This is a genomic window from Shewanella sp. SACH, assembly GCF_001887095.2.
Lineage (GTDB): Bacteria > Pseudomonadota > Gammaproteobacteria > Enterobacterales > Shewanellaceae > Shewanella > Shewanella baltica.
The window spans coordinates 405,612-429,216 of the sequence record NZ_MPDG02000001.1 but is presented as its reverse complement, the minus strand read 5'-3'; the positions used below and the strand labels follow the sequence as shown (position 1 = coordinate 429,216).

Annotated in this window: 8 protein-coding genes; 6 read left to right on the top strand and 2 right to left on the bottom strand. The window is 49.7% G+C overall.

The window, feature by feature from the left end; genetic code table 11:
* The first annotated feature begins 35 nt into the window (after positions 1–35).
* Positions 36–2,024, top strand: coding sequence for an alkyl sulfatase dimerization domain-containing protein (locus BM607_RS01665; protein WP_071939090.1), 1,989 nt, complete (start codon positions 36–38; stop codon positions 2,022–2,024).
* Between the two features lie 139 nt (positions 2,025–2,163).
* Here BM607_RS01665 and BM607_RS01660 read toward each other — a convergent pair whose 3' ends face one another.
* On the bottom strand, positions 2,164–2,709 hold the full coding sequence (locus tag BM607_RS01660) for a hypothetical protein (protein ID WP_071939091.1): 546 nt from the start codon (positions 2,707–2,709) through the stop codon (positions 2,164–2,166).
* A 192-nt stretch (positions 2,710–2,901) separates the two neighbouring features.
* The gene (locus BM607_RS01655) at positions 2,902–3,795 is read right to left on the bottom strand and encodes a 4'-phosphopantetheinyl transferase superfamily protein (protein ID WP_071939290.1); all 894 of its coding nucleotides are present in this window, start codon (positions 3,793–3,795) and stop codon (positions 2,902–2,904) included.
* Between the two features lie 635 nt (positions 3,796–4,430).
* Between BM607_RS01655 and BM607_RS01650 the strand changes: the two genes are divergently transcribed.
* The 5 genes from BM607_RS01650 (at position 4,431) to pfaD (ending at position 23,497) form a co-directional block, all read left to right on the top strand.
* Positions 4,431–5,300, top strand: coding sequence for a helix-turn-helix domain-containing protein (locus BM607_RS01650; RefSeq protein WP_071939092.1), 870 nt, complete (start codon positions 4,431–4,433; stop codon positions 5,298–5,300).
* Entirely contained in the window at positions 5,297–13,447 is an 8,151-nt protein-coding gene (locus BM607_RS01645; protein ID WP_071939093.1) for a type I polyketide synthase, read from the top strand. The genes BM607_RS01650 and BM607_RS01645 overlap by 4 nt, the downstream gene beginning before the upstream one ends.
* Positions 13,444–15,750 carry a PfaB family protein gene (locus BM607_RS01640; protein ID WP_071939094.1) on the top strand — a complete coding sequence of 769 codons (2,307 nt, stop codon included), beginning with the start codon at positions 13,444–13,446 and terminating at the stop codon, positions 15,748–15,750. The genes BM607_RS01645 and BM607_RS01640 overlap by 4 nt, the downstream gene beginning before the upstream one ends.
* A 20-nt stretch (positions 15,751–15,770) precedes the next feature.
* Positions 15,771–21,731 carry a beta-ketoacyl synthase N-terminal-like domain-containing protein gene (locus BM607_RS01635; protein ID WP_170927455.1) on the top strand — a complete coding sequence of 1,987 codons (5,961 nt, stop codon included), beginning with the start codon at positions 15,771–15,773 and terminating at the stop codon, positions 21,729–21,731.
* Positions 21,732–21,850: 119 nt separating this feature from the next.
* Entirely contained in the window at positions 21,851–23,497 is a 1,647-nt protein-coding gene (gene pfaD, locus BM607_RS01630; RefSeq protein ID WP_071939096.1) for an eicosapentaenoate synthase subunit PfaD, read from the top strand.
* The last annotated feature ends 108 nt before the right edge of the window (positions 23,498–23,605 follow it).

The following is a 23,605-nucleotide window of genomic DNA, read 5'->3' as shown; positions in this document are numbered from 1 at the left end:
CAACGACACTATCCCTCCTATCTGTAGGTAAAATTATGCAAAAATCTTTGATGACATTGAGTATTATCGCAACGTTCTCCCTCAGCGCTTCGGCGGCAGAACACGAGCATGAACATATCAGTCTGCACTATCAGGGAAAGCCTGCGACCCAGCAAACCGCTGAGGTCAACAAGGCCACAGCAGCCACTCTAAATTACACCGATAAAAAAGCCTTTGAAGAGTTTTCTAAGAATCTCATCGCCGAACTCGATGAACCAACTGCCGCCATTTTACGCACCGAATTCAGCTTTATCGGCGACAAAACCCCAGACACAGTCAATCCCTCACTCTATCGCCAAGCCCAGTTGAATATGGTGTCTAACGGCTTATACAAGGTCACAGATGGCATTTATCAAGTTCGCGGCACTGACTTGTCGAACTTAACCCTTATCCGCGGTAAAACAGGGTGGATCCTTTATGACGTGCTGCTCACCAAAGAAGCTGCAAAGTTATCATTGGAGTTTGCACTAAAAAACTTGCCTGAGGGTAATGACTTACCTGTGGTGGCGATGATTTATTCCCACAGTCATGCGGACCATTTTGGCGGTTCCCGTGCAATCAAAGACATGTACCCTAAGGTCAAAGTCTATGGTTCAAATAACATTACCAAAGAAATTGTCGACGAAAACGTTCTCGCCGGTAATGCTATGAGCCGCCGCGCTGCCTATCAATACGGCGCAACGTTAGAGCGAAACGATCAAGGTATTGTCGATGCAGCACTCGCCAAGGGGTTATCCAAAGGCGAAGTGACCTACGTTAAACCCGATGTCACCTTAAACGGCAAAGATAAGTGGGAAACACTCACCATTGATGGTATCGACATGGTGTTTATGGATGCCTCAGGCACAGAAGCCGCCTCGGAAATGGCCACCTATATTCCCTCAATGAAAGCCCTGTGGACGGGTGAACTCACCTACCATGGCATGCACAACATTTACACCTTGCGCGGTGCAAAAGTCCGTGACGCCATCAAATGGTCAAAGGATATCAATGCATTGCTGACACGCTTTGGCGATGATGCGCAGGTACTTTTTGAGGCCCACTCGGCGCCCGTCTTTGGCAATGCGGATGTGAATGCTTACCTCAGAATGCAAAGAGATAACTATGGCCTAGTGCATAATCAAACCCTGCGTTTAGCCAATAATGGCGTGGGTATTCAAGATATTGGCGATGCGATTCAAACCACTATCCCTAAGGCGGTGCGCGATACTTGGTATACCAATGGTTACCATGGTACCTACAGCCATAATGCCAAAGCCGTGTACAACATGTATTTAGGCTATTTCGATATGAATCCAGCCAACTTAAACCCGCTACCGACAAAGGAGGAAGCGAAGAAATTTGTCGAGTATATGGGTGGTGCTAAAGCTGTGGTTAAACACGCCAAAGCCGACTATGCCCAAGGGGAATACCGTTTCGTGGCGACGGCACTGAATAAAGTGATCATGGCAGACCCCGATAACGAAAAGGCCAGACAATTACTTGCCGATACCTATGAACAACTGGGCTATCAAGCCGAAGGCGCAGGCTGGCGTAATATTTATCTCACTGGCGCCCAAGAGTTACGCGTAGGGATCCAACCCGGCGCACCCAAATCGGCATCGGCAGATATTTTAGGTGAAATGGAGATCTCGACTCTGTTTGACTTCCTCGCCGTAAAAGTCGATAGCATCAAGGCCGCTGAACTTGGACTGATCAGGCTTAATGTGATTAACCCCGATACCAAAGAAACACTCTACGTCGAACTAAGCAACGGTAACTTAAGCAATATTAAGGTTAATAAACCAATGGAGGCCGACACCAATCTTTATATTGATAAGCGCTACATTACCGGGATTTTACTCGGCAAAGTGACCCTCAAAGACTTACTTGCCAACGGCACGGCCAAACTCGAGGGCGATAAAGCGGCCTTCGGTAAGATAGCGTCGACCTTAGTAAAATTTGATGAAAACTTTGAAATCGTCCCGCTACCTAGCGCGAAATAATGACATCAACGCCCTGAAGCTTCAGGGCTTTTTTATGGGAAAACGAACTAGCGCATAATCACCTTGAACGCCTCTAGCACTGGGGGATTGGCATCATCCCAAGCAGATTCAGGATGATGTTGTCAGTCAGAAAGCAGAATTAGTTCGCAGGAGCTGGTGTTGGCGCTACAGTTTTACACTCAAGTAATAATTGCTGGAAATGTGCGCCTAAATCTTGCTGGGCAAATTGCTCGCTCGCGGTCGCCATTTGCTTCAGGCTTTGTAACGCTTGATCTAAACCTTGTTGCTCGATAAGGCTTTTAGCATAGGCCGCCGCATCAGCGCCCTTTTGTAACAGACTCGCTACCTGATCAAAACTGATGTCTTGCTGCATCACTTTCTGTAAGTCACCCAGTAATTCTGCCACCTTGGCCGACTCCACCAGCGAGCCTTCAACATTAACTAACTTACCAAGCGGATCTTGGCTCAGTTTTTCTGCCACGCAGGCAGAAACTGTGCCCGCTGCCGCGCTTTGGGCGACAACATCTAAGCCATTGGCACGAATTTGCTCAACCACTTGCTGCAACTGTGGATCTTGGGCCAACCAAGCCTGCTCTAATTGCTGCTTTTCATCGCCACCAAAATAACCACAACCAGATAGCAACACCAGCATAGTGACCGGCAATACGCACTTAATCCGTTTCATTGCTAAACCTCATTTATTTCATTCAAATTCAAAATATTATGGGCGTGACTATATCCATCAATGTTTAACCGAAGATGAATAAAATGGATTGATAACAAGATAAGGCGCAGAAAGAATTATGGCTAAACGCAATCGCAGATCTTAGCGGTTTAGGTGAGTTTACTGGCGCGAAGAACGCACTCTGTTTCGCAGTTAATAATCTGCAAGTAAGACTTCTATGCTGCTCAGCTGCGCGGTTAGCGTCATGGGAATCGCGGCATTACCAGCATGCGCTAGGCTAATGGCAAAGCGATACTCCTCGGTCAAACGACCAAAGTGCGTCTGCCAATGCAGGGAATCAACCAAATCCGGTGTTTTTAGCGAGATTTGTTGCGGGATATTTAGCGAGATATGTGGATAAACATTAAGCATTGAAGCTACGCCGCAGGCTTGCCTCAATCCGGCATCTTGGCATGATAACTCAAGCGATTCTGCCGCCAATTGCTCAAACGGCTTAAGCTCAAAGGCAAAGGATTTGAGCGACTGCGCTAAACCTAGGCCAGTCGCCTTAATATAGGATTCCTTTAACGCCCATAAATCGAAAAAGCGCTGCCGCTGACTCGCTTCATCGACAAGGGTCAACAAAGCCGCAGTTTCTTGGGCGGAAAAATAATGATTTAGGATTGGATAGATATCCGTCTTCGGCCGCGATCTTTCAATATCGACCCCAAATAAACCAGACTCAACACCATGAAACTGAGCCACACCAATCAATAACCAATCGCCGCTATGGCTTAAGTTAAACTCAAGCCCCGTTTGCTGTTGCAATTTTGCCGTTAAACTCGGCTTACCCTTAGCGCCATATTCAAAACACCACTCGTGTGGCGATAAATCCGCATAGCGAGATAACACGGCCCGCAACGCTGCCCTGACCTGTAATCCCTTCATTTGCGCCTTGGGATCGCGATAACGCGCGACCTTGGCGAGTTCATCATCACTTAACCAAGACTGAGCGAGTGATGTTTGCGGCGATGAAATATCGCTCAGTGGAATAAAAAATAGATCCACATTCACGCCGTTTTTGCTAGATGTTCTGGAGTCGGTCATTTGAGGGCCTTGCAGGACAAAGCCTTGCGGCTGATGGTTATCATTGTCTGGCTTTTTGGAGAGCACTTAGCAACATTCTTATCTGGGTTCATCATTATTTGAGTTCATTAGCATCTTAAATAGTTTCAACTAAGCCCGAGTTCAATTCTTAGCTGCACTCTAATTAGAGCAATTCTTAGAACGCCCCTGAACGCCATCCTATGCGCAAATTTTTGCAGCAATTGCGCCAAGGCTTTACGCCCAAATTAACAGGTTTAGCCGCACAGTCTCATTCATGACGAAAGGGACGTAAGCCAATATTGAGCTATTTTACCCCGCTAACTCAAAAAAGCGGTCTTTATCGCCCCTAAAAATTTAACTCTTCCACTATCAAAGTATTAAAAAGCCCAAGCGGTCAGCGAAAACCCAACATAACGCACAGAAAATACCATTACTCAACGAAAGCCAATAAATTCCAGTCCCAGATGATTGTATCGACCCGAAACCTCAGGTAATCTGCATCCCCATTAAGTGACACAGATGATAAGCACAGGTTTTACGATGAGTGTCACTATGTTCTTCAAGAGTGCCACAGCTGACTCAGCCAAAATGGCTTCTCAGTCCCAATAGATTATGTCGGATGATAATTATTATTAATGGCAGCTCGCGACTCTCAATCTAAAGCGCCGTCTTACGCCCCTAAGAGCACAACTCAAGCGGCGAAAAAAGACAGCGCACCTCGGCATCGAAACGCCACCACCACGCCTGAAATGCGACTCTTTATCCAGCAATCGGATCTGAGCGTCAGCCAGCTGGCAAAAATTTTAAATATTACTGAGGCAACGGTGCGTAAATGGCGGAAGCGTGAGTCCATTAGTAACAGTTCGAACACGCCCCATCACCTCAATACCACGCTCACGCCGATGGAAGAATATGTGGTGGTGGGATTACGCTATCAACTCAAACTCACCTTAGATAGATTACTTCAGGTTACCCAAACCTTTATTAATCCCAATGTGTCACGCTCCGGCCTTGCCCGTTGCTTAAAGCGATATGGCATATCGCGGCTCGATGAATTTGAAGCACCGCAAGTCCCCGAACGCTATTTTAATCAATTGCCTGTGACTCAAGGCAGCGATATCCAAACCTATACGGTCAATCCCGAAACCTTGGCCAAGGCGCTGGCTCTGCCAAGTACCGACGGTGATACTGTGGTGCAAGTGGTGTCACTCACCATACCGCCGCAGCTTACTGAGCAAGCTCCAAGCTCAGTGCTATTAGGCATAGATACGGCAAGTGATTGGATTTACCTCGATATTTATCAAGACAGCAATACTCAAGCGACCAATAGATATATCGCCTATGTCCTCAGACATGGGCCGTTTCATTTACGAAAGTTGCTCGTTCGCAACTATCACACCTTCTTAGCCCGTTTTCCCGGTGCCCATGGCACGCCAAAGACAAACGCGGCTGAATCCCAAAACAAGGTCACCGTATCCAGGTCGACCCGTGGAGACTCTTTATGAGCCATACCCCTTCTGTACCTAATTCTGCGACTGAGTCAAAAAAAGATAAACGACTCAACAAACGTTTGAAAGATATGCCCGTTGCCATCGTCGGCATGGCCAGTATCTTCGCCAACTCGCGTTATTTAAATAAATTTTGGGATTTGATCAGCGAAAAAATCGATGCCATTACTGACATCCCAGACACCCATTGGCGCGCCGAAGATTACTACGATGCAGACAAAAGCAAAGCCGATAAAAGCTACTGTAAACGCGGTGGTTTTTTGCCTGAAGTCGACTTCAACCCCATGGAATTCGGTCTGCCGCCCAATATTTTAGAACTGACAGATACCTCGCAACTATTGTCGCTGATTGTCGCCAAAGAAGTGCTCGCCGATGCCAATCTGCCCACCGATTACGATCGTGATCGTATCGGTATCACCCTAGGCGTGGGCGGTGGTCAAAAAATCAGTCAGAGCTTGAACTCGCGCCTGCAATATCCAGTGCTTAAAAAAGTATTCAAAAGCAGCGGCCTGAGCGATGAAGACAGCGAAATGCTGATCAAAAAGTTCCAAGACCAATATATCCACTGGGAAGAAAACTCTTTCCCAGGTTCACTCGGCAACGTGATTGCAGGCCGTATCGCCAACCGATTTGATTTTGGCGGCATGAACTGTGTGGTCGATGCTGCCTGTGCGGGCTCACTGGCCGCTATGCGTATGGCGTTGACTGAACTGACCGAAGGTCGCAGCGACATGATGATCACTGGCGGTGTCTGTACCGATAACTCGCCATCCATGTACATGAGCTTCTCAAAAACGCCAGCCTTCACCACTAACGAAACCATTCAACCCTTTGATATCGATTCAAAAGGCATGATGATTGGCGAAGGGATCGGCATGGTCGCGCTTAAACGCCTTGAAGATGCCGAGCGCGATGGCGACCGGATTTATGCCGTCATCAAAGGCGTTGGCGCCTCATCGGACGGTAAATTTAAGAGTATTTATGCGCCGCGCCCTGAAGGCCAAGCTAAAGCACTCGAACGCGCTTACGACGACGCGGGTTTTGCACCGCACAGCATTGGTTTGGTTGAAGCCCACGGCACAGGTACTGCCGCAGGTGATGTAGCTGAATTTAATGGTTTAAAATCGGTATTTGCCCAAGGCAACGACACCAATCAGCATATCGCGTTAGGTTCAGTGAAATCCCAAGTGGGCCACACTAAATCCACCGCAGGTACTGCGGGGGTAATCAAAGCCGCACTGGCACTGCATCACAAGGTATTGCCTGCGACCATTAACGTTAGCAAGCCTAATCCAAAACTGAATATTGAAAGTTCGCCATTCTATTTAAATACCGAAACGCGCCCATGGTTCCAGCGCGCCGATGCAACGCCGCGCCGTGCTGGCGTCAGCTCCTTTGGTTTTGGCGGCACCAACTTCCATCTTGTATTAGAAGAATACAAACCTGAGCATAGCCGTGACGAGCAATATCGTCAGCGCAGTGTGCCGCAGACGCTATTGTTTGCCGCCGCCAATAAAGCCGCGCTGCTTAGCGAATTAAAAGCTGCGTTGAGCCAAAGCGTAAACACGAACGCGAATAAGAGCAGCGCTGCGAGTCTGAACGCTATCGCCCAGCAATATCCGCTACGCACACTGGCAAGCACAGATGCCCGTTTAGGTTTTGTGGCTAAGGATATCGCACAGCTGCAAGCTCAGTTAAATCAATCGATTGCGCATTTAGAAACCAATGCAATTGAAGTGTGGCAATTGCCTTCTGGTATCAGCTACCGCTCTCATGCCTTAGTGGCTAAGAATGAATCAAAGAAAGTAGCCGCCCTGTTTGCCGGTCAAGGTTCACAGTACCTCAACATGGGCCGCGAACTCGCCTGCCATTTCCCTGAAATGCGCCAACAAGTGATGGCCAGCGATAAGGTATTTGCTCACCACGGCCAAACGCCGTTATCCAACATCCTTTACCCTATTCCGGCATTCGATGCCGATGCGGTTAAAGCCCAAGAAGCGGCGCTGACCAATACCCTGTTCGCCCAAAGCGCCATAGGCGCGGTTTCAATGGCGCAATATTCGCTATTAACTCAGGCGGGGTTTGCCCCCGATATGGTAGCAGGTCACAGCTTTGGTGAACTGTCAGCCCTTTGCGCGGCAGGCGTGATTTCCAATGAAGATTACGTCGAACTGGCCTTCGCCCGCGGACATGCCATGGCGCAAGTGCCGAGCGATACCGCGAGTAAAGCCGCAGACACTGGGACTCAAACTGACTTAGGGACAATGTTCGCCATCATTCTTAAGCAAAAGAATGATATCGATGCGCTCAATAGCTGTTTAGCCCAGTTTGATGGCGTTAAAATTGCCAACTACAACGCGCCGACACAATTAGTCATTGCAGGTGGCACAGAGCAAACTCAGCTGGCCGCTAAAGCCATTAGCGAACTGGGCTTTAAAGCGATTGCCCTGCCCGTCTCTGGCGCGTTCCATACCCCATTGGTTGGACACGCACAAAAGCCATTTGCCAAAGCCATTGATAAAGCTAAATTCAGCGCACCTTCTGTCGCACTTTATGCCAACGGCACGGGTCAATTACACCCAACCGATGGCAAAGCGATTAAAGCAGAATTCAAACAACACATGCTGCAATCGGTTCGCTTTAGCGAACAACTGCAGGCCATGTATGACGCTGGCGCCCGGGTATTTGTTGAGTTTGGCCCTAAAAACATACTGCAAAAGTTAGTTGAAAATACCTTAGGTGAACACTTAAATGAGCTTTGCCTTGTTAGCATTAACCCGAATCCTAAGGGCGACAGTGACAGTCAATTACGCTTAGCCGCAGTGCAACTCGCGGTAGCCGGTGTGGCATTAACTGAAGTTGATCCCTATCAAGCCATTACGTCACAAGAGATTGCCGAACGTGAAGCGCCATCAGCAATGAACATCAAACTCACCGCCACTAACCATATTAGTGCTGCGACCAAAGCTAAGATGGCCAAATCCCTCGCCACAGGCAGCGTGACTAGCCAAGTGCAATATGTGGATCGCATCGTTGAAACGGTTGTCGAAAAAGAAGTCGAAAAAATTGTTGAGAAAGAAGTCATCGTCGAAAAAGTTGTTGAGAAAATAATAGAAGTGGAAGCGAATCAAGTGGCAGCTGTTGAAATGAAACAAACATCCCCAAGCGTTGTGCAAGGCTTAAGCAATCAGCAGCAAGCGACGGCGCAGTTAAACCCAAGCACACCTAACGTCAGCGGCGATGCGTTAACGGCATTTTTCAGCGCACAATCTCAAGCGGCGCAGTTACATCAACAGTTTTTAGCTATCCCGCAGCAATATGGCGATACCTTCACGACACTGATGACAGAACAAGCCAAGATGGCAAGCCAAGGCATTGCAATCCCAGAAAGCCTGCAACGCTCGATGGAAATGTTCCACCAGCATCAAGCGCAAACCCTGCAAAGCCACGCCGAATTTATGCAACTGCAAAGCAGTAGCAGCCAAGCGGCCTTGGCGATGCTAAACAATGCGCCGATTAACTTTACCCCAGCGGTTGCAAGTCAGCCACGAGCAACTGCGCCGGCTCCTGCACCTGTTGCTCTAGCACCTGTTGCTCTAGCGCCTTTTGCTGCATCGACAGTGGCGCACAATGCCGCACCAGTAGCGGCTCAGGCTGTTGCGACGAGACCAGCAGTTAGCACACCCATTCCTCCTGTTGTGCAAACCGCTCCTGTTGCTTATGCGCCTGCGGCAACAGTACAAGTTGCGCAAGCAGCTCCTGTTTTAGTTATGCCAGAGATGACATCTGCGACACCAGCAACAAGCGGTTTAAGTGCTGCACTTGTTCAACAAACTATGATGGCTGTGGTGGCCGACAAGACAGGCTACCCCACTGAAATGCTGGAACTTGGCATGGATATGGAAGCCGATCTAGGTATCGATTCGATTAAGCGCGTTGAAATTTTAGGCACAGTACAAGACGAACTGCCGGGCTTACCTGAACTATGCCCAGAAGATCTGGCCGAGTGCCGTACCTTAGGTGAAATCGTTGACTACATGAACAGCAAACTGCCTGCGGCTGGCCAAGTTGTAGTTTCTACAACAGCGCCAACAGCTCCTGCCGCCAACGGTTTAAGCGCTGCGTTAGTGCAACAAACCATGATGGCTGTGGTGGCTGACAAGACAGGCTATCCGACTGAAATGCTAGAACTTGGCATGGATATGGAAGCCGATCTAGGTATCGATTCCATAAAGCGCGTTGAAATCTTAGGCACAGTACAAGACGAACTGCCGGGTTTACCAGAACTCAGCCCAGAAGATCTGGCCGAGTGTCGCACCTTAGGTGAAATCGTTGACTACATGAACAGCAAATTGCCAGTAGTTAGCGTGGTAGCAGTTGCACCACCGGCAAACGTTGAAGCAACGCCTGCACAAATTCCAGCGAATAACGGTTTAAGCGCTGCCTTAGTGCAACAAACCATGATGGCTGTGGTGGCTGACAAGACTGGCTATCCGACTGAAATGCTGGAACTTGGCATGGATATGGAAGCCGATCTAGGTATCGATTCAATTAAGCGCGTTGAAATCTTAGGCACAGTGCAAGACGAGCTGCCGGGTTTACCTGAGCTCAGCCCAGAAGATTTGGCCGAGTGTCGCACCTTGGGTGAAATCGTTAATTACATGAACAGCAAACTGCCAGCTGTGGGATCAGTTATCGTAGCAACTCATGTGACAGCTGCCGCGCCTGCCGCCAGCGGTTTAAGCGCTGCGTTAGTGCAACAAACCATGATGGCAGTGGTGGCCGACAAAACAGGCTATCCCACTGAAATGCTGGAACTCAGCATGGATATGGAAGCCGATCTAGGTATCGATTCTATCAAGCGCGTTGAAATCTTAGGTACAGTGCAAGATGAGCTACCGGGCTTACCTGAGCTGAATCCTGAAGATCTGGCCGAGTGTCGCACCTTAGGCGAAATCGTTGACTACATGAACAGCAAATTGCCAGTAATTAGCGCGGTAGCAGTTGCACCAGCGGCAAACGTTGAAGCAACGCCAGCACAAGTTCCAGCGAATAACGGTTTAAGCGCTGAAAAAGTCCAACAAACCATGATGGCTGTGGTGGCCGACAAGACGGGCTACCCCACTGAAATGCTGGAACTCAGCATGGATATGGAAGCCGATTTAGGTATTGATTCGATCAAGCGCGTTGAAATCTTAGGCACAGTACAAGACGAGCTACCAGGCTTACCTGAGCTGAATCCTGACGATCTGGCCGAGTGTCGCACCTTAGGTGAAATCGTTAGTTATATGCAAGGTAAGCTAGGCCAGAATGTAGCGCCAATTAGCGCTGTCGCGGCTGAACCAGCTATCGATTTGCCACCCCATGATTTACCACCCCATAGCGAGGTAGTGCTAAAAAAGTTGCCAGCGGCGGCTGAGCTAACGCAGCAATCAGCACAAAAAGCTCTGCCACGTGTTTTTGCTAAAGATGCCTGCATTATCATTAGCGATGATGGTCACAATGCTGGCGTACTTGCCGAGAAATTGCATGCTCAAGGTCTAACGGTTGCGGTTGTGCGCTCGCCAGAAAGCCTTGTAGCCAGTGCATCACCGCTCAATAGCCACATTGCCAGCTTCACATTGGCGGCGATTGACGATGCCAGTATCAGCGCAGTGATTAATGAGATCAAAAGCTTAGGTCAGGTTGCAGGCTTTATTCATCTGCAACCACAACATAAAACCTCAGCCGATGCGAAAGGTTTAGTGTTATCGAGTGCCGCCAAAGCGTCGGTCGAGCAAGCGTTCTTGTTCGCCAAACACTTACAACCGCTTTTAACAACAGCAGCAACGGCAAATACTGATAGCAGCTTTATCAGCGTCAGTCGTATCGACGGTGGTTTTGGTTATCTTAACCACAGCCAAATTGCCCGCAGCGAGTTAAACCAAGCGGCATTAGCAGGTCTGACGAAAACCTTGAGCCACGAGTGGCCAAGCGTGCATTGCCGCGCCTTAGATATCGCGCCAGCACTTGATGCCAAACAACTGGCCAATGCGGTCATCGCTGAGTTATTTGCAACCGATAAGCTATTAGAAGTCGGTGTGAGTGAAGCAGGCGCAACAGAAACGCTGGCACGCGTAACCTTAGTTGCAGGCAAGGCAGATACCCGCCACAGCGCAGCTAACTTGACCAGTGCAGATAAAATTCTAGTGACCGGCGGCGCAAAAGGCGTGACCTTTGAATGTGCCTTGAGTCTGGCAAAACGCAGCAAGGCGCACTTTATCCTTGCTGGCAGAAGCAGCCAACAAGCCATTCCTGCTTGGGCACAAGGTAAAAATAACAGTGAACTTAAAGCCGCAGCTATTGCCCATATTCAAAGCTTGGGCGAGAAACCCACCCCAAAACAAGTGGATGCCTTAGTATGGCCAGTTCAAAGCAGCCAAGAAATTGCAGCAGCACTGCAAGCCTTTACCGCAGTAGGCGCGAGTGCCGAGTACTTAAGCCTCGATGTTAACAATCCAGACGCGATCGCCAGCACGATAGTGCCGATCACCGAATTATCACCTATTACCGGCATCATTCATGGTGCGGGCGTACTCGCCGATAAACACATCCAAGACAAAACCTTAGATGAGTTAGCACGGGTGTATGGCACTAAGGTCACAGGCATTAGCAATCTGCTTGCCGCACTGGATTTAGATAAAGTAAAACTGATTGCCCTGTTCTCTTCGGCGGCGGGTTTTTACGGTAATACCGGCCAAAGCGATTACGCCATGTCCAACGACATACTCAATAAAGCCGCACTGCAACTGGCGCAGCAACTGCCAAATGCCAAAGTGATGAGCTTCGATTGGGGCCCGTGGGATGGCGGCATGGTGAATCCTGCGCTGAAAAAGATGTTTATCGATCGCGGTGTTTATGTGATCCCGTTAAAGGCGGGTGCTGAGTTATTTGCGAGCCAATTACTGAGCAACACAGGCGCACAATTGCTGGTCGGTACTGACATGCAAGGCAGCGCACCTCATGACGACACTTCTAATAAAGTGCAAGAGACTGAAGGTAGCAATCTAAAAAAGCCTGAAGCGGATCTGACCACTGACGCGTCGGATCCGCATGCTTTGCTTAACGCTTTAAATCCAAGCGCAGTAAATATAAGCGCTGTAAAACTGCAGCGCACACTGGACCCTAAGGCAATGATCTTTATTGAAGATCACTGCATTAACGGTAATCCCGTATTACCGACTGTGTGCGCGATTCAGTGGATGCGTGAAGCCGCCTTTGATGTGCTCAAGCAACCAGTCAAAGTGCAAAGCTACAAGCTGTTGAAGGGCATTATTTTCGACACTGCCGTGTTACAAAATGGAGCGTTAGAAAGTGCAGCCCCCATCACGCTAGAACTTGAACTTGCACCGATTGCGTTAACGGATAAAGCCGCGAAAGATACTGACGAGTGCTTGAGTAGACAATTCAGTGCCTTAATCAGCTTTGAAGGTCGTCCGCAATATCAGGCCATCCTAGTCGTTGATGATGCTGTTGATGCTGTTGATGCTGTTGATGCTGTTGATGACGCGGCGAGTGATAACTTAGCCACTAACAGCAAAGCAACTACTTTTGACGCGCACAGTTTGGCAGGACTTTCAGCCATCACAACCGCGAGCAGCCTTTACAGCGACGGCACGCTTTTCCACGGCCCAAGACTGCAAGGTATTGAGTCTGTGGTGAAGTTTGACGATGCGAGCTTAGTCGCCAAGGTGAGTCTTCCCCATGTTGCGTTAGCGGACTGCGGGAGTTTTGTGCCCAATCTGGCACCTAAAGGCTCACAAGCTTTTGCGGAAGATTTGCTGCTGCAGGCGATGCTGGTGTGGGCGAGACTCAAATATGGTGCGGCGAGTTTGCCATCAAGCATTGGGGAGTTTATTTCCCATGCGCCGTTTGCCTTTGGCGATAAAGGGTATCTAGTGCTCGAGGTGGTAAAACACTCTGGTCGTGCCCTTGAAGCCAATATTGCGCTGTATCATCAAGATGGCCGCTTGAGCTGCGAGATGAACAACGCCAAAGTCACCATCAGCAAAAACCTTAACGGTGCATTCTTAGCCAATAAAGTTGCTGCTAATCAAACCGCTGCGAATAAAGCCATTGAAAGCGTGGAGGCGAAAGTCGAGTGAACTTAGCCCACCCTTTAGCAACGACGCATAGCGGCCAAGCTGAAACGTCGATAGCTGACACAGCTAATGCCGACAAGGCTATTGCAGACACGGTTATTACTGAAAAGCTTGCCAAGCCACTGCGTATTGCAGTGTTGCTTGGCGATGCCGTCAACCTTGACTCTCACTCAGCCCAAGTATTAGGGACGTTTACTGAACGTGAAAGAGTTCAAATTTGCGCTGCCGATGCCAACCAATCAACAGCACATGAACCGACATTGCACGAGTCGAAAATGCATGAACCGTCAGTGCATGAGCCGTCAGTGTATGAGCAAAGGTCGCTCACTGCCTTGTTAGGCCAAGCAACAACAGCCATTGAGCAAGGCAAGCTCGTTGAACTTAAATTCAATGATGGTAATCTACCCCAGTCTCTGTATTTGCTCGATGGTTTACGCGCCGCCAAACTGCGTCTCCACGCCCATGCTTTTATTGCTGGCTTTGCCGCTGGCAATGAGGCTACAGGTGTTGCAAATGCGGCGGCTGTTGCAAATGCAGCGGCAGTTGCAAGTAAGGCGTTAGCGGCGGCAAAGCGCAGCCCAGCTCAAACCGTTCAACATCAGACTGTCGCCAACACACTCAACGAGGCATTTGTTGCGCTGCGCCAAGGCGTAACCGCCCTCGCCGCGCGAACACAAGCGCCGCTTCATGGCGCAACTGATATTAAAGAGGCAAACGGCACCAATCATCAAACTGGCTATTGGTTTAGCGACCAACATCAAGCGCGGGTGTTGTGTCTAAATCTTGTAGCAAAGACGTCACATCAAGCGGATGAGTCTCGAAATCTAAACCAAAGCCTAGTGCTGACCCAAGGCACACAACTTGCCGCGCCCAAAGCCCTTGTCGATGAAAACAGGCTGTTTGTGCCGATAAGCGCTGACAATATTGATTCACTCATCGCGCAAGTATTGCTGCTAATTAACACACTGGAAAATGGCACGGACTTTCACGTTGAGCAGTTCAAACCTTGGTTTGAACGCTACGATGCCAACGCACCACTGGCATTAGTCTTGATGGCGGCATCAAGTGATGATCTCAAACTTGAAGCCAAAGCCATGCTTACGGCGCTTGAAAATGATGCTATTCGTCATCATGATCAACCCTTTAAGACACCAGCGGGCAGTTGCTTTACCGCTAAGCCACTAGGGGATGCGGGACTGACCTTTGTATATCCCGGCGTTGGCACGGTTTACGCCAATATGTTCAATAACTTGCATGAGTATTTCCCTGCGCTGTATCACCAGCTAGAACGTGAAGGCGATTTAAGCGCCATGCTGCAATCACCGCAAATTTATGCGGCAGATGTTAAAACCGCGGCTGGCATGAACCTAAGTCAGCAAGCAATTAGTGGCGTGGGCGCCAGCTACCTATTCACTAAGCTGTTAACCCAAGTCTTTAATATTCAGCCAAAAATGGCGCTCGGTTACTCAATGGGCGAAGCCGCCATGTGGGCCAGCCTGGATGTGTGGCAAACACCGCACGCTATGATTAACGCCACTGAAAATAGCGATATTTTCAACCATGCGATTTCTGGCGAGCTAACCGCAGTCCGCCGAGCATGGCAGCTTGCGGATGATGAAGCCATAGTGTGGAACAGCTTTGTGGTGCGCGCTGATAGCAATGAAATAAAGGCATTATTGCCAGAGTTTCCTCGTGCTTATTTAGCCATCACCCAAGGTGATACCTGCGTCATTGCAGGCTGCGAAACAAGCTGTAAAGCCCTGCTTGCCAAGTTAGGTAAGCGCGGGATTGCCGCCAATCGCGTCACGGCAATGCATACCGCGCCTGCCATGCTAGTCCACGGACAAGTACAAGATTTCTATACTCAAGCGCTAAAAGCGGCGGCGCAAGATTCACCTATTCGCTTTATCAGTGCAGCGCAAACTGCGCCAGTAATCGTGGATAGCAACAGCATTGGCCGCGCGATTGCCGATACCTTTTGTTCGCCACTCGACTTTAGTGCGCTCATTCAAAATGCCACTGAGCAAGGCGCAAGACTATTTGTCGAAGTGGGCGCCGATAGGCAAACCAGCACACTCATAGATAAAATCAGCCATGCCCATGCAAGCCAAAGCACAGCGAACGCGGCGACAGCCGCCATTGCTTGCAATGCTAAGGGTGCCGATGCTATCACCAGCTTACTCAAGTGTTTAGCTCAGCTGATAAGCCACAGAGTACCGCTGTCGCTCGCGCCGCTCATTCAGCCGCTAAGTGCTAACGCAGCCCCTTTATCATCAGCAGTATTACCAGAAGGAGAACCCCTGTGAGTTCTCAGCATTTCCCTACTATTGATAAAACTACCGTGCCTACCATTGCGTCAAACAGCGCATCAAAAAGCGCGTCAAAAATCGCGATTGTCGGTCTCGCGACTCAGTATCCTGACGCAGATAATCCCCAAACCTTTTGGCAAAATCTGCTGGATAAAAAAGACTCGCGCACCCAAATTAGCCGCGAAAAGCTCAATGCTAATCCAGCCGATTACCAAGGTGTGCAGGGTCAGTCTGACCGTTTTTACTGTGATAAGGGCGGCTACATCCAACACTTCCAGTTTGATGCCAAGGGTTATCAACTGCCTGAGTCTGCCTTTGACGGTTTAGATGAAAGCTTTTTATGGGCACTCGATTGCAGTCGTAAAGCCCTCCAAGACGCAGGGATTGCCACAAGCGATGCCGTACTGGCGCGCACAGGAATTGTAATGGGAACCTTGTCGTTCCCGACCGCCCGCTCCAATGAATTATTTTTGCCTCTGTATCATCAAACCGTTGAAAAGGCGCTGCAAAACAAACTTAATCAAAGCGCGTTTCAGCTGGCTGATTTTAACCAAGCTCACGCCGACAAAGCATTAAACGTCGAGCAAGCGTTAAACGTTGCCAATGGCGCCGTTGCTCACACAGCCTCAAAGCTGGTCAGCGATGCACTCGGTTTAGGTGGCACTCAGTTAAGTCTGGACGCCGCCTGCGCTAGCTCGGTTTATGCACTCAAACTTGCCTGCGATTACCTAACCACAGGCAAGGCCGATATGATGCTTGCTGGCGCAGTATCGGGCGCAGATCCCTTCTTTATCAACATGGGATTCTCGATTTTTCACGCCTATCCAGATCACGGTATTTCGGCGCCCTTTGATAGTAACAGCAAGGGCTTATTCGCCGGAGAAGGCGCAGGGGTTTTAGTCTTAAAACGCTTAGAAGATGCCGAGCGCGATGGCGATAATATCTATGCCGTCGTCAGCGGCATTGGATTGTCGAACGACGGTAAAGGCCAGTTTGTATTAAGCCCCAACAGCAAGGGCCAAGTGCAAGCCTTCGAGCGCGCCTATAGTACGGCAAACACTCAGCCCGCCAATATCGAAGTGATTGAATGCCATGCCACCGGCACGCCGCTTGGGGATAAAGTCGAGCTCGCCTCGATGGAGCGCTTCTTCGAGGACAAACTCGCGGGTTCAGCAGTGCCGCTGATCGGTTCGGCAAAATCTAATCTTGGCCATTTGCTCACCGCCGCAGGCATGCCGGGGATCATGAAGATGATTTTTGCCATGCGCTCGGGTCGACTGCCGCCAAGTATTAACTTATCAGCGCCGATATCCTCGCCTAAGGGTTTGTTTAGCGCTAAAAATCTGCCAACAGAATTACATGCTTGGCCCGATAAAGCCGGCAATGACCGCCGCCACGCGGGTGTTTCTGTGTTTGGTTTTGGCGGCTGTAACGCGCATTTGTTGCTGGAATCCTATGCTGCTAATACAAACAAAAAGAGTGAACAAGCCGCAGTAAGTTACCAGCACACGCCATTAAATATCATTGGCTTAGCATCGCACTTCGGGCCTTTATCCTCCATTAATGCACTGGATAACACGATAAGCGCAAAGCAGCATGCCTTTATCCCGCTGCCCGCTAAACGCTGGAAAGGCTTAGACAAACACCCTGATATTCTGGCCAACTTTGGTTTAAGCGGAACTGGCCTCGCAGCCGCACCACAGGGCGCGTATATCGACCAGTTCGATTTTGACTTCCTGCGTTTTAAAGTGCCGCCCAATGAAGATGACCGCCTGATCTCCCAGCAACTGCTGCTAATCAAAGTGGCTGATGAAGCGATTCGTGATGCCAACTTAAAGCCCGGTGGCAAGGTTGCTGTATTAGTAGCGATGGAAACTGAACTGGAATTACACCAGTTCCGTGGCCGCGTAAATCTACACACACAACTGGCCGACAGCCTTAAAAAACAAGGAATAACACTCACACAAGCTGAGTATCTCGCCCTTGAAAAAATCGCCATGGACAGTGTGCTCGATGCCGCCAAACTGAACCAATACACCAGTTTTATTGGCAATATCATGGCGTCACGCATCGCATCCCTTTGGGACTTTAACGGCCCTGCCTTTACCATTTCAGCGGCGGAGCAATCGGTCGCCCGCTGTATCGATGTAGCCGAAAATCTGTTGTCCCAAGAGTCCTTAGATGCCGTGGTGATCGCCGCCGTCGATTTAAGTGGCAGCCTTGAGCAAGTGATCCTCAAAAACGCCGTATCGCCAGTGGCATTTAATGCCACCGACACTGGTTGGAAAGTCGGTGAAGGTGCAGGCGCATTAGTGCTCACGACAGCGCAATCAAGCATTGAAATTCGCAATAACGATGCCAATGCCCAAAGTAATGGCAACAGCTATGGTCACATCAGCGGCCAAGTGTTTGGCGCTATGTGTGACATGCAAGGTCACAGCAACACAGCGCGTATTTGCGATGACTTGTTAACCCAAGCCAAGGTGAATAGCAGCCAAATTAGCTTGATTGAAACCAGTATTGCTGTTGAGCAACTTGCCGATTCAGCGCTGGTACTCAATCCCCTGCTGCCGAGTGTGAACCAGCGCAGCCAAGCCGCTGATACCATTGGCCACAACTTTGCCGCTGCGGGAATGGCGAGTATTTTGAGCGCGCTATTGCAGCTTAAAAATCAAGGGCAGTTAAAAAAACAAGCGCTGTTTGACAAACATACATCTCAACCTCAGCAGCACGCGCTCGTAGCGACTTTTAGCCAAGGTAAATGCTCGCAGTTATTGCTCAGCCAAAGTGCCACGCAAGCGCACAGTTTGCAGCAAAGGCTTGAACAAGACTTAACGCTTTCTGAGCAAAAACACTTAATTAAACAAGTGACACTCGGTGGCCGCGATATCTATCAGCATATCCTAGATACGCCGCTCGCGGACATAGATGCAATACAGCAAAAAGCCCAAGCCATCACTGCATTGCCAAAGCGCAGCCAACGCAAACATTTGGCCCAAATAGCGAGCAAAGACACAAGTGGCTTTGCAACAAGCAGCCCGACCACGGCTCAACAAAAAGAGACATTAAGCAGCATGCCAATGAATGCCCTAAGCACGCCCAATGACAACGCCGCTCAAGCAGAGCTAAAAGACGCTGCATTTATACGTAATCAGCAACTCGCCCGTGAAGCCCATTTAGCCTTTTTACAAAGCCGTGAGCAAGGCCTGAAACTGGCCGATGCCTTGATGAAAGCCCAGCTTGCCAGCGAGTTAGCCGTCAATGGCCAAGCTGATCCGGTGGAGCAGCAAGCCATCGTTCAAGCATCTGCGACAGCGGTTCATCCACATACTGCACTTTATCCAAACCAAGTGCTTTATCCAAACCATGCAAAAGTGCCTCTGTACACGCCGCCAACACCGATGAGCAAGCCTTGTATTTGGGATTATGCGGATTTAGTCGAGTACGCCGAAGGCGATATTGCTAACGTCTTTGGCCAAGATTACGCCATTATCGACAGCTACTCGCGCCGTGTACGCCTGCCAACCACAGACTATTTGCTGGTATCTCGGGTAACGAAACTAAACGCCCAGATGAACCAATATCAGCCTTGCACTATGACTACAGAATACGACATTCCTGTGGACGCGCCGTATTTGGTCGATGGTCAAATTCCGTGGGCCGTGGCCGTTGAATCGGGTCAATGCGACTTAATGCTGATCAGCTACTTAGGTATCGACTTTGAAAACAAGGGCGAGCGCGTTTATCGCCTGCTCGATTGCACCCTGACCTTCCTTGGCGACTTACCGCGCGGTGGCGACACCCTGCGCTACGATATTTCCATCAATCACTTTGCCCGCAATGGCGATACCTTGTTGTTCTTCTTCTCCTACGAATGTTTCGTGGGCGACAAGCTGATCCTGAAAATGGATGGCGGCTGTGCCGGCTTCTTCACCGACAAGGAACTGGCCGACGGCAAAGGCGTTATTCACACCGAAGCTGAAATCAAAGCGCGCAACCTCGCCTTGAATAATCCGAATAAGCCGCGCTTTACTCCGCTGCTTGATTGCGCGCAAAGCCAATTTGATTACAGCCAAATCCATAAACTGCTCGGCGCCGATATCGGTGGCTGTTTTGGCGGCGCCCATGCGGTGCATCAAGCCCAACACGGTTTGCAGCCCTCACTATGCTTTGCATCCGAAAAATTCCTGATGATTGAACGGGTCAGCCATCTTGAGGTGCATGGCGGCGCGTGGGGCTTAGGCTCAGTGCAAGGCCATAAGCAGCTCGAAGCCGATCATTGGTATTTCCCGTGTCATTTCAAGGGCGACCAAGTGATGGCGGGATCGTTAATGGCTGAAGGCTGTGGTCAATTACTGCAATTCTTTATGCTGCATATTGGTATGCACCTCGGTGTTAAAGATGGTCGTTTCCAACCGCTCGAAAACGCATCACAAAAAGTGCGTTGTCGCGGTCAAGTGTTGCCGCAATCTGGCCTGCTCACCTATCGCATGGAAATCACCGAAATCGGCATGAATCCGCGCCCGTATGCTAAGGCGAATATCGATATTCTGCTTAACGGCAAAGTAGTGGTGGATTTCCAAAACCTTGGGGTGATGATCAAAGAAGAAGCCGAATGCACCCGCTACCTTGCGGATAACGATGCCTGCACAGCTGACAATACGACTAAAAATGCTGCTTCGGCTGTGCCGCTAGTTTCGACAACACCCGCATCGTTCGCCGCGCCGTTAATGGCCCAGCTGCCAGATTTAACTGCGCCAACCAACAAAGGCGTAGTGCCGCTAAAGCATGTACCTGCGCCGATTGCGCCAGCGGATTCAAAGTACGCCAACCGTGTGCCCGATACCCTGCCGTTCACGCCGTACCACATGTTCGAATTTGCCACCGGCGACATCGAAAACTGCTTCGGCCCCGATTTCAGCATCTATCGCGGCCTTATTCCACCGCGCACGCCTTGCGGTGATTTACAGCTCACGACTCGCGTCATTGCGATTGACGGCAAACGCGGCGAGCTGAAAAAGCCCTCTTCGTGTATCGCCGAATACGAAGTGCCCGCAAACGCTTGGTATTACGACAAAAATAGCCATCACGCCGTAATGCCCTATTCTGTGCTGATGGAAATATCACTGCAGCCAAACGGCTTTATCTCAGGCTATATGGGCACCACCTTGGGCTTCCCCGGCCAAGAGCTGTTTTTCCGTAACTTGGACGGTAGCGGTAAGTTGCTGCGCCACGTGGATTTACGCGGCAAAACAATCGTGAACGACTCACGTCTGTTATCGACTGTAATTGCTGGCAGCAACATTATCCAAAATTTCAGCTTCGAGTTAAGCTGCGATGGCGAGCCTTTCTACCAAGGTAAAGCGGTATTTGGTTACTTCAAGGGCGATGCGCTGAAAAACCAACTCGGCATAGACAACGGTAAGATCACACAACCTTGGCATGTGCAAAATGGCATAGCCGCCGATAGCCAAATCAATCTGTTAGATAAACAGCATCGCAGCTTTAACGCGCCAGAAGGTCAGCCGCATTACCGTTTAGCGGGCGGTCAGCTTAACTTTATCGACAAAGCCGACATCGTGAAGACCGGCGGTAAAGCGGGCCTTGGCTATTTATACGCCGAGCGCACCATTGACCCGAGTGATTGGTTCTTCCAATTCCACTTCCATCAAGATCCGGTAATGCCAGGCTCATTAGGGGTTGAAGCCATTATCGAGCTGATGCAAACCTATGCGATTGACCAAGACCTTGGTGCGGGCTTTAAGAGTCCAAAATTCGGCCAGATATTATCGGATATCAAATGGAAGTATCGCGGCCAAATTAACCCATTAAACAAGCAGATGTCGCTGGATGTACACATTACCAGCGTGACGGACGACAATGGCAAACGCATCATTATGGGCGATGCTAACTTGAGTAAAGATGGCCTGCGGATTTATGAAGTCAAAGATATCGCCATCTGTATTGAAGAAGCTTAATGCGGTAAATTCTATTTATTGAATCACTTAAAAATAATCCTGCCGCTGCGTTGGTTTTTTACTCCCGAACTTTTTACTCAAGTAATAGCAACGCAGCAGCATTAAAAACGAGACCCAAGATGACTAGCCATACTCTAGATCAATTCAATAGTAATAACGAAAAACTCAGCCCTTGGCCGTGGCAAGTCAACGATGCAGAGCTGAGCTTTGATATCGACTCATTAGGCAAAAAACTCAAAGATTTAAGCCAAGCCTGTTACTTAGTCAATCACAGCGAAAAAGGCTTAGGCATAGCGCAAACGGCCGAAGTGACCACAAGTGACAGCCAAGCGCCATTGGGCTCACACCCTGTCAGCGCCTTTGCCCCTGCCCTTGGCACCCAAAGTTTAGGCGACAGTAATTTTCGCCGCGTCCACGGCGTCAAATACGCTTACTACGCCGGCGCTATGGCTAACGGTATTGCCTCGGAAGAACTGGTTATCGCCCTTGGCCAAGCGGGCATTTTGTGCTCATTTGGCGCGGCGGGGTTAATTCCATCCCGCGTTGAAGCGGCCATTACCCGCATTCAAGCAGCGCTGCCCAATGGCCCTTACGCTTTTAACTTAATTCACAGCCCGAGCGAGCCCGCGTTAGAGCGCGGCAGCGTTGAGCTGTTTTTAAAACATAAAGTGCGCACGGTCGAAGCCTCAGCATTTTTAGGTTTAACGTCGCAGATCGTCTATTACCGCGCCGCAGGTTTGAGCCGCGACGAACATGGCGAGATAGTCATTGGCAACAAAGTCATAGCAAAAATCAGCCGCACCGAAGTCGCGACTAAGTTTATGGAGCCAGCGCCTGCTAAAATCCTACAGCAATTAGTGAGTGATGGTCTTATTAGCCAAGATCAAATGGCGATGGCGCAACTTGTGCCAATGGCAGACGACATCACAGCCGAAGCCGACTCAGGCGGCCATACCGACAATCGCCCATTGGTCACGCTATTGCCGACGATTTTGGCGCTCAAAGATGAAATCCAAGCTAAGTATCAATATAAAACGCCAATCCGTGTTGGCGCAGGCGGCGGCGTCGGCACACCCGATGCAGCATTAGCGACCTTCAACATGGGCGCGGCCTTTATCGTCACAGGTTCTATCAACCAAGCTTGCGTCGAAGCGGGTGCGAGCGAACACACCCGTAAGTTACTCGCCACCACAGAAATGGCCGATGTGACTATGGCGCCTGCCGCCGATATGTTCGAAATGGGCGTTAAATTACAAGTGGTTAAGCGCGGTACTTTGTTCCCGATGCGCGCCAATAAGCTTTATGAGATCTACACCCGTTACGATTCGATTGATGCTATCCCTACGGACGAGCGTAAAAAGCTCGAAGAGCAAGTGTTCCGCTCATCACTCGATGACATTTGGGCGGGTACTGTCGCCCACTTTAACGAGCGCGATCCTAAGCAAATCGAGCGCGCATTGGATAACCCAAAACGTAAGATGGCATTGATTTTCCGCTGGTATTTGGGTCTGTCTAGCCGCTGGTCAAACACAGGTGAAATCGGCCGCGAAATGGATTACCAAATCTGGGCAGGCCCAGCACTGGGGGCATTTAACGCTTGGGCGAAAGGCAGTTATTTAGATGACTATAAAGCCCGTAATGCGGTCGATTTAGCCAAACATTTAATGGTAGGCGCAGCGTATCAATCCCGCATTAACTTGCTGTTATCTCAAGGTGCGAGCATTCCGGCCACACTACTACGCTGGAAACCGCTGAATCGTTTTTAAACGCTTGTAGCCCTATTACAGACTGCTAATAAAGCAAATTGATGCAAGAGCCGACACTGATTGATGAATGGATTAATTGATTCACGCATTAACAGTGTCGGCTTTTTA

What these genes read in the sequence shown, in the direction of transcription:
- BM607_RS01665 (WP_071939090.1), top strand. Translation starts at nt 36, where the DNA reads ATGCAAAAATCTTTGATGACATTGAGTATTATCGCAACGTTCTCCCTC.
- BM607_RS01660 (WP_071939091.1), bottom strand. Translation starts at nt 2,709, where the DNA reads ATGAAACGGATTAAGTGCGTATTGCCGGTCACTATGCTGGTGTTGCTA.
- BM607_RS01655 (WP_071939290.1), bottom strand. Translation starts at nt 3,795, where the DNA reads ATGACCGACTCCAGAACATCTAGCAAAAACGGCGTGAATGTGGATCTA.
- BM607_RS01650 (WP_071939092.1), top strand. Translation starts at nt 4,431, where the DNA reads ATGGCAGCTCGCGACTCTCAATCTAAAGCGCCGTCTTACGCCCCTAAG.
- BM607_RS01645 (WP_071939093.1), top strand. Translation starts at nt 5,297, where the DNA reads ATGAGCCATACCCCTTCTGTACCTAATTCTGCGACTGAGTCAAAAAAA.
- pfaD (WP_071939096.1), top strand. Translation starts at nt 21,851, where the DNA reads ATGACTAGCCATACTCTAGATCAATTCAATAGTAATAACGAAAAACTC.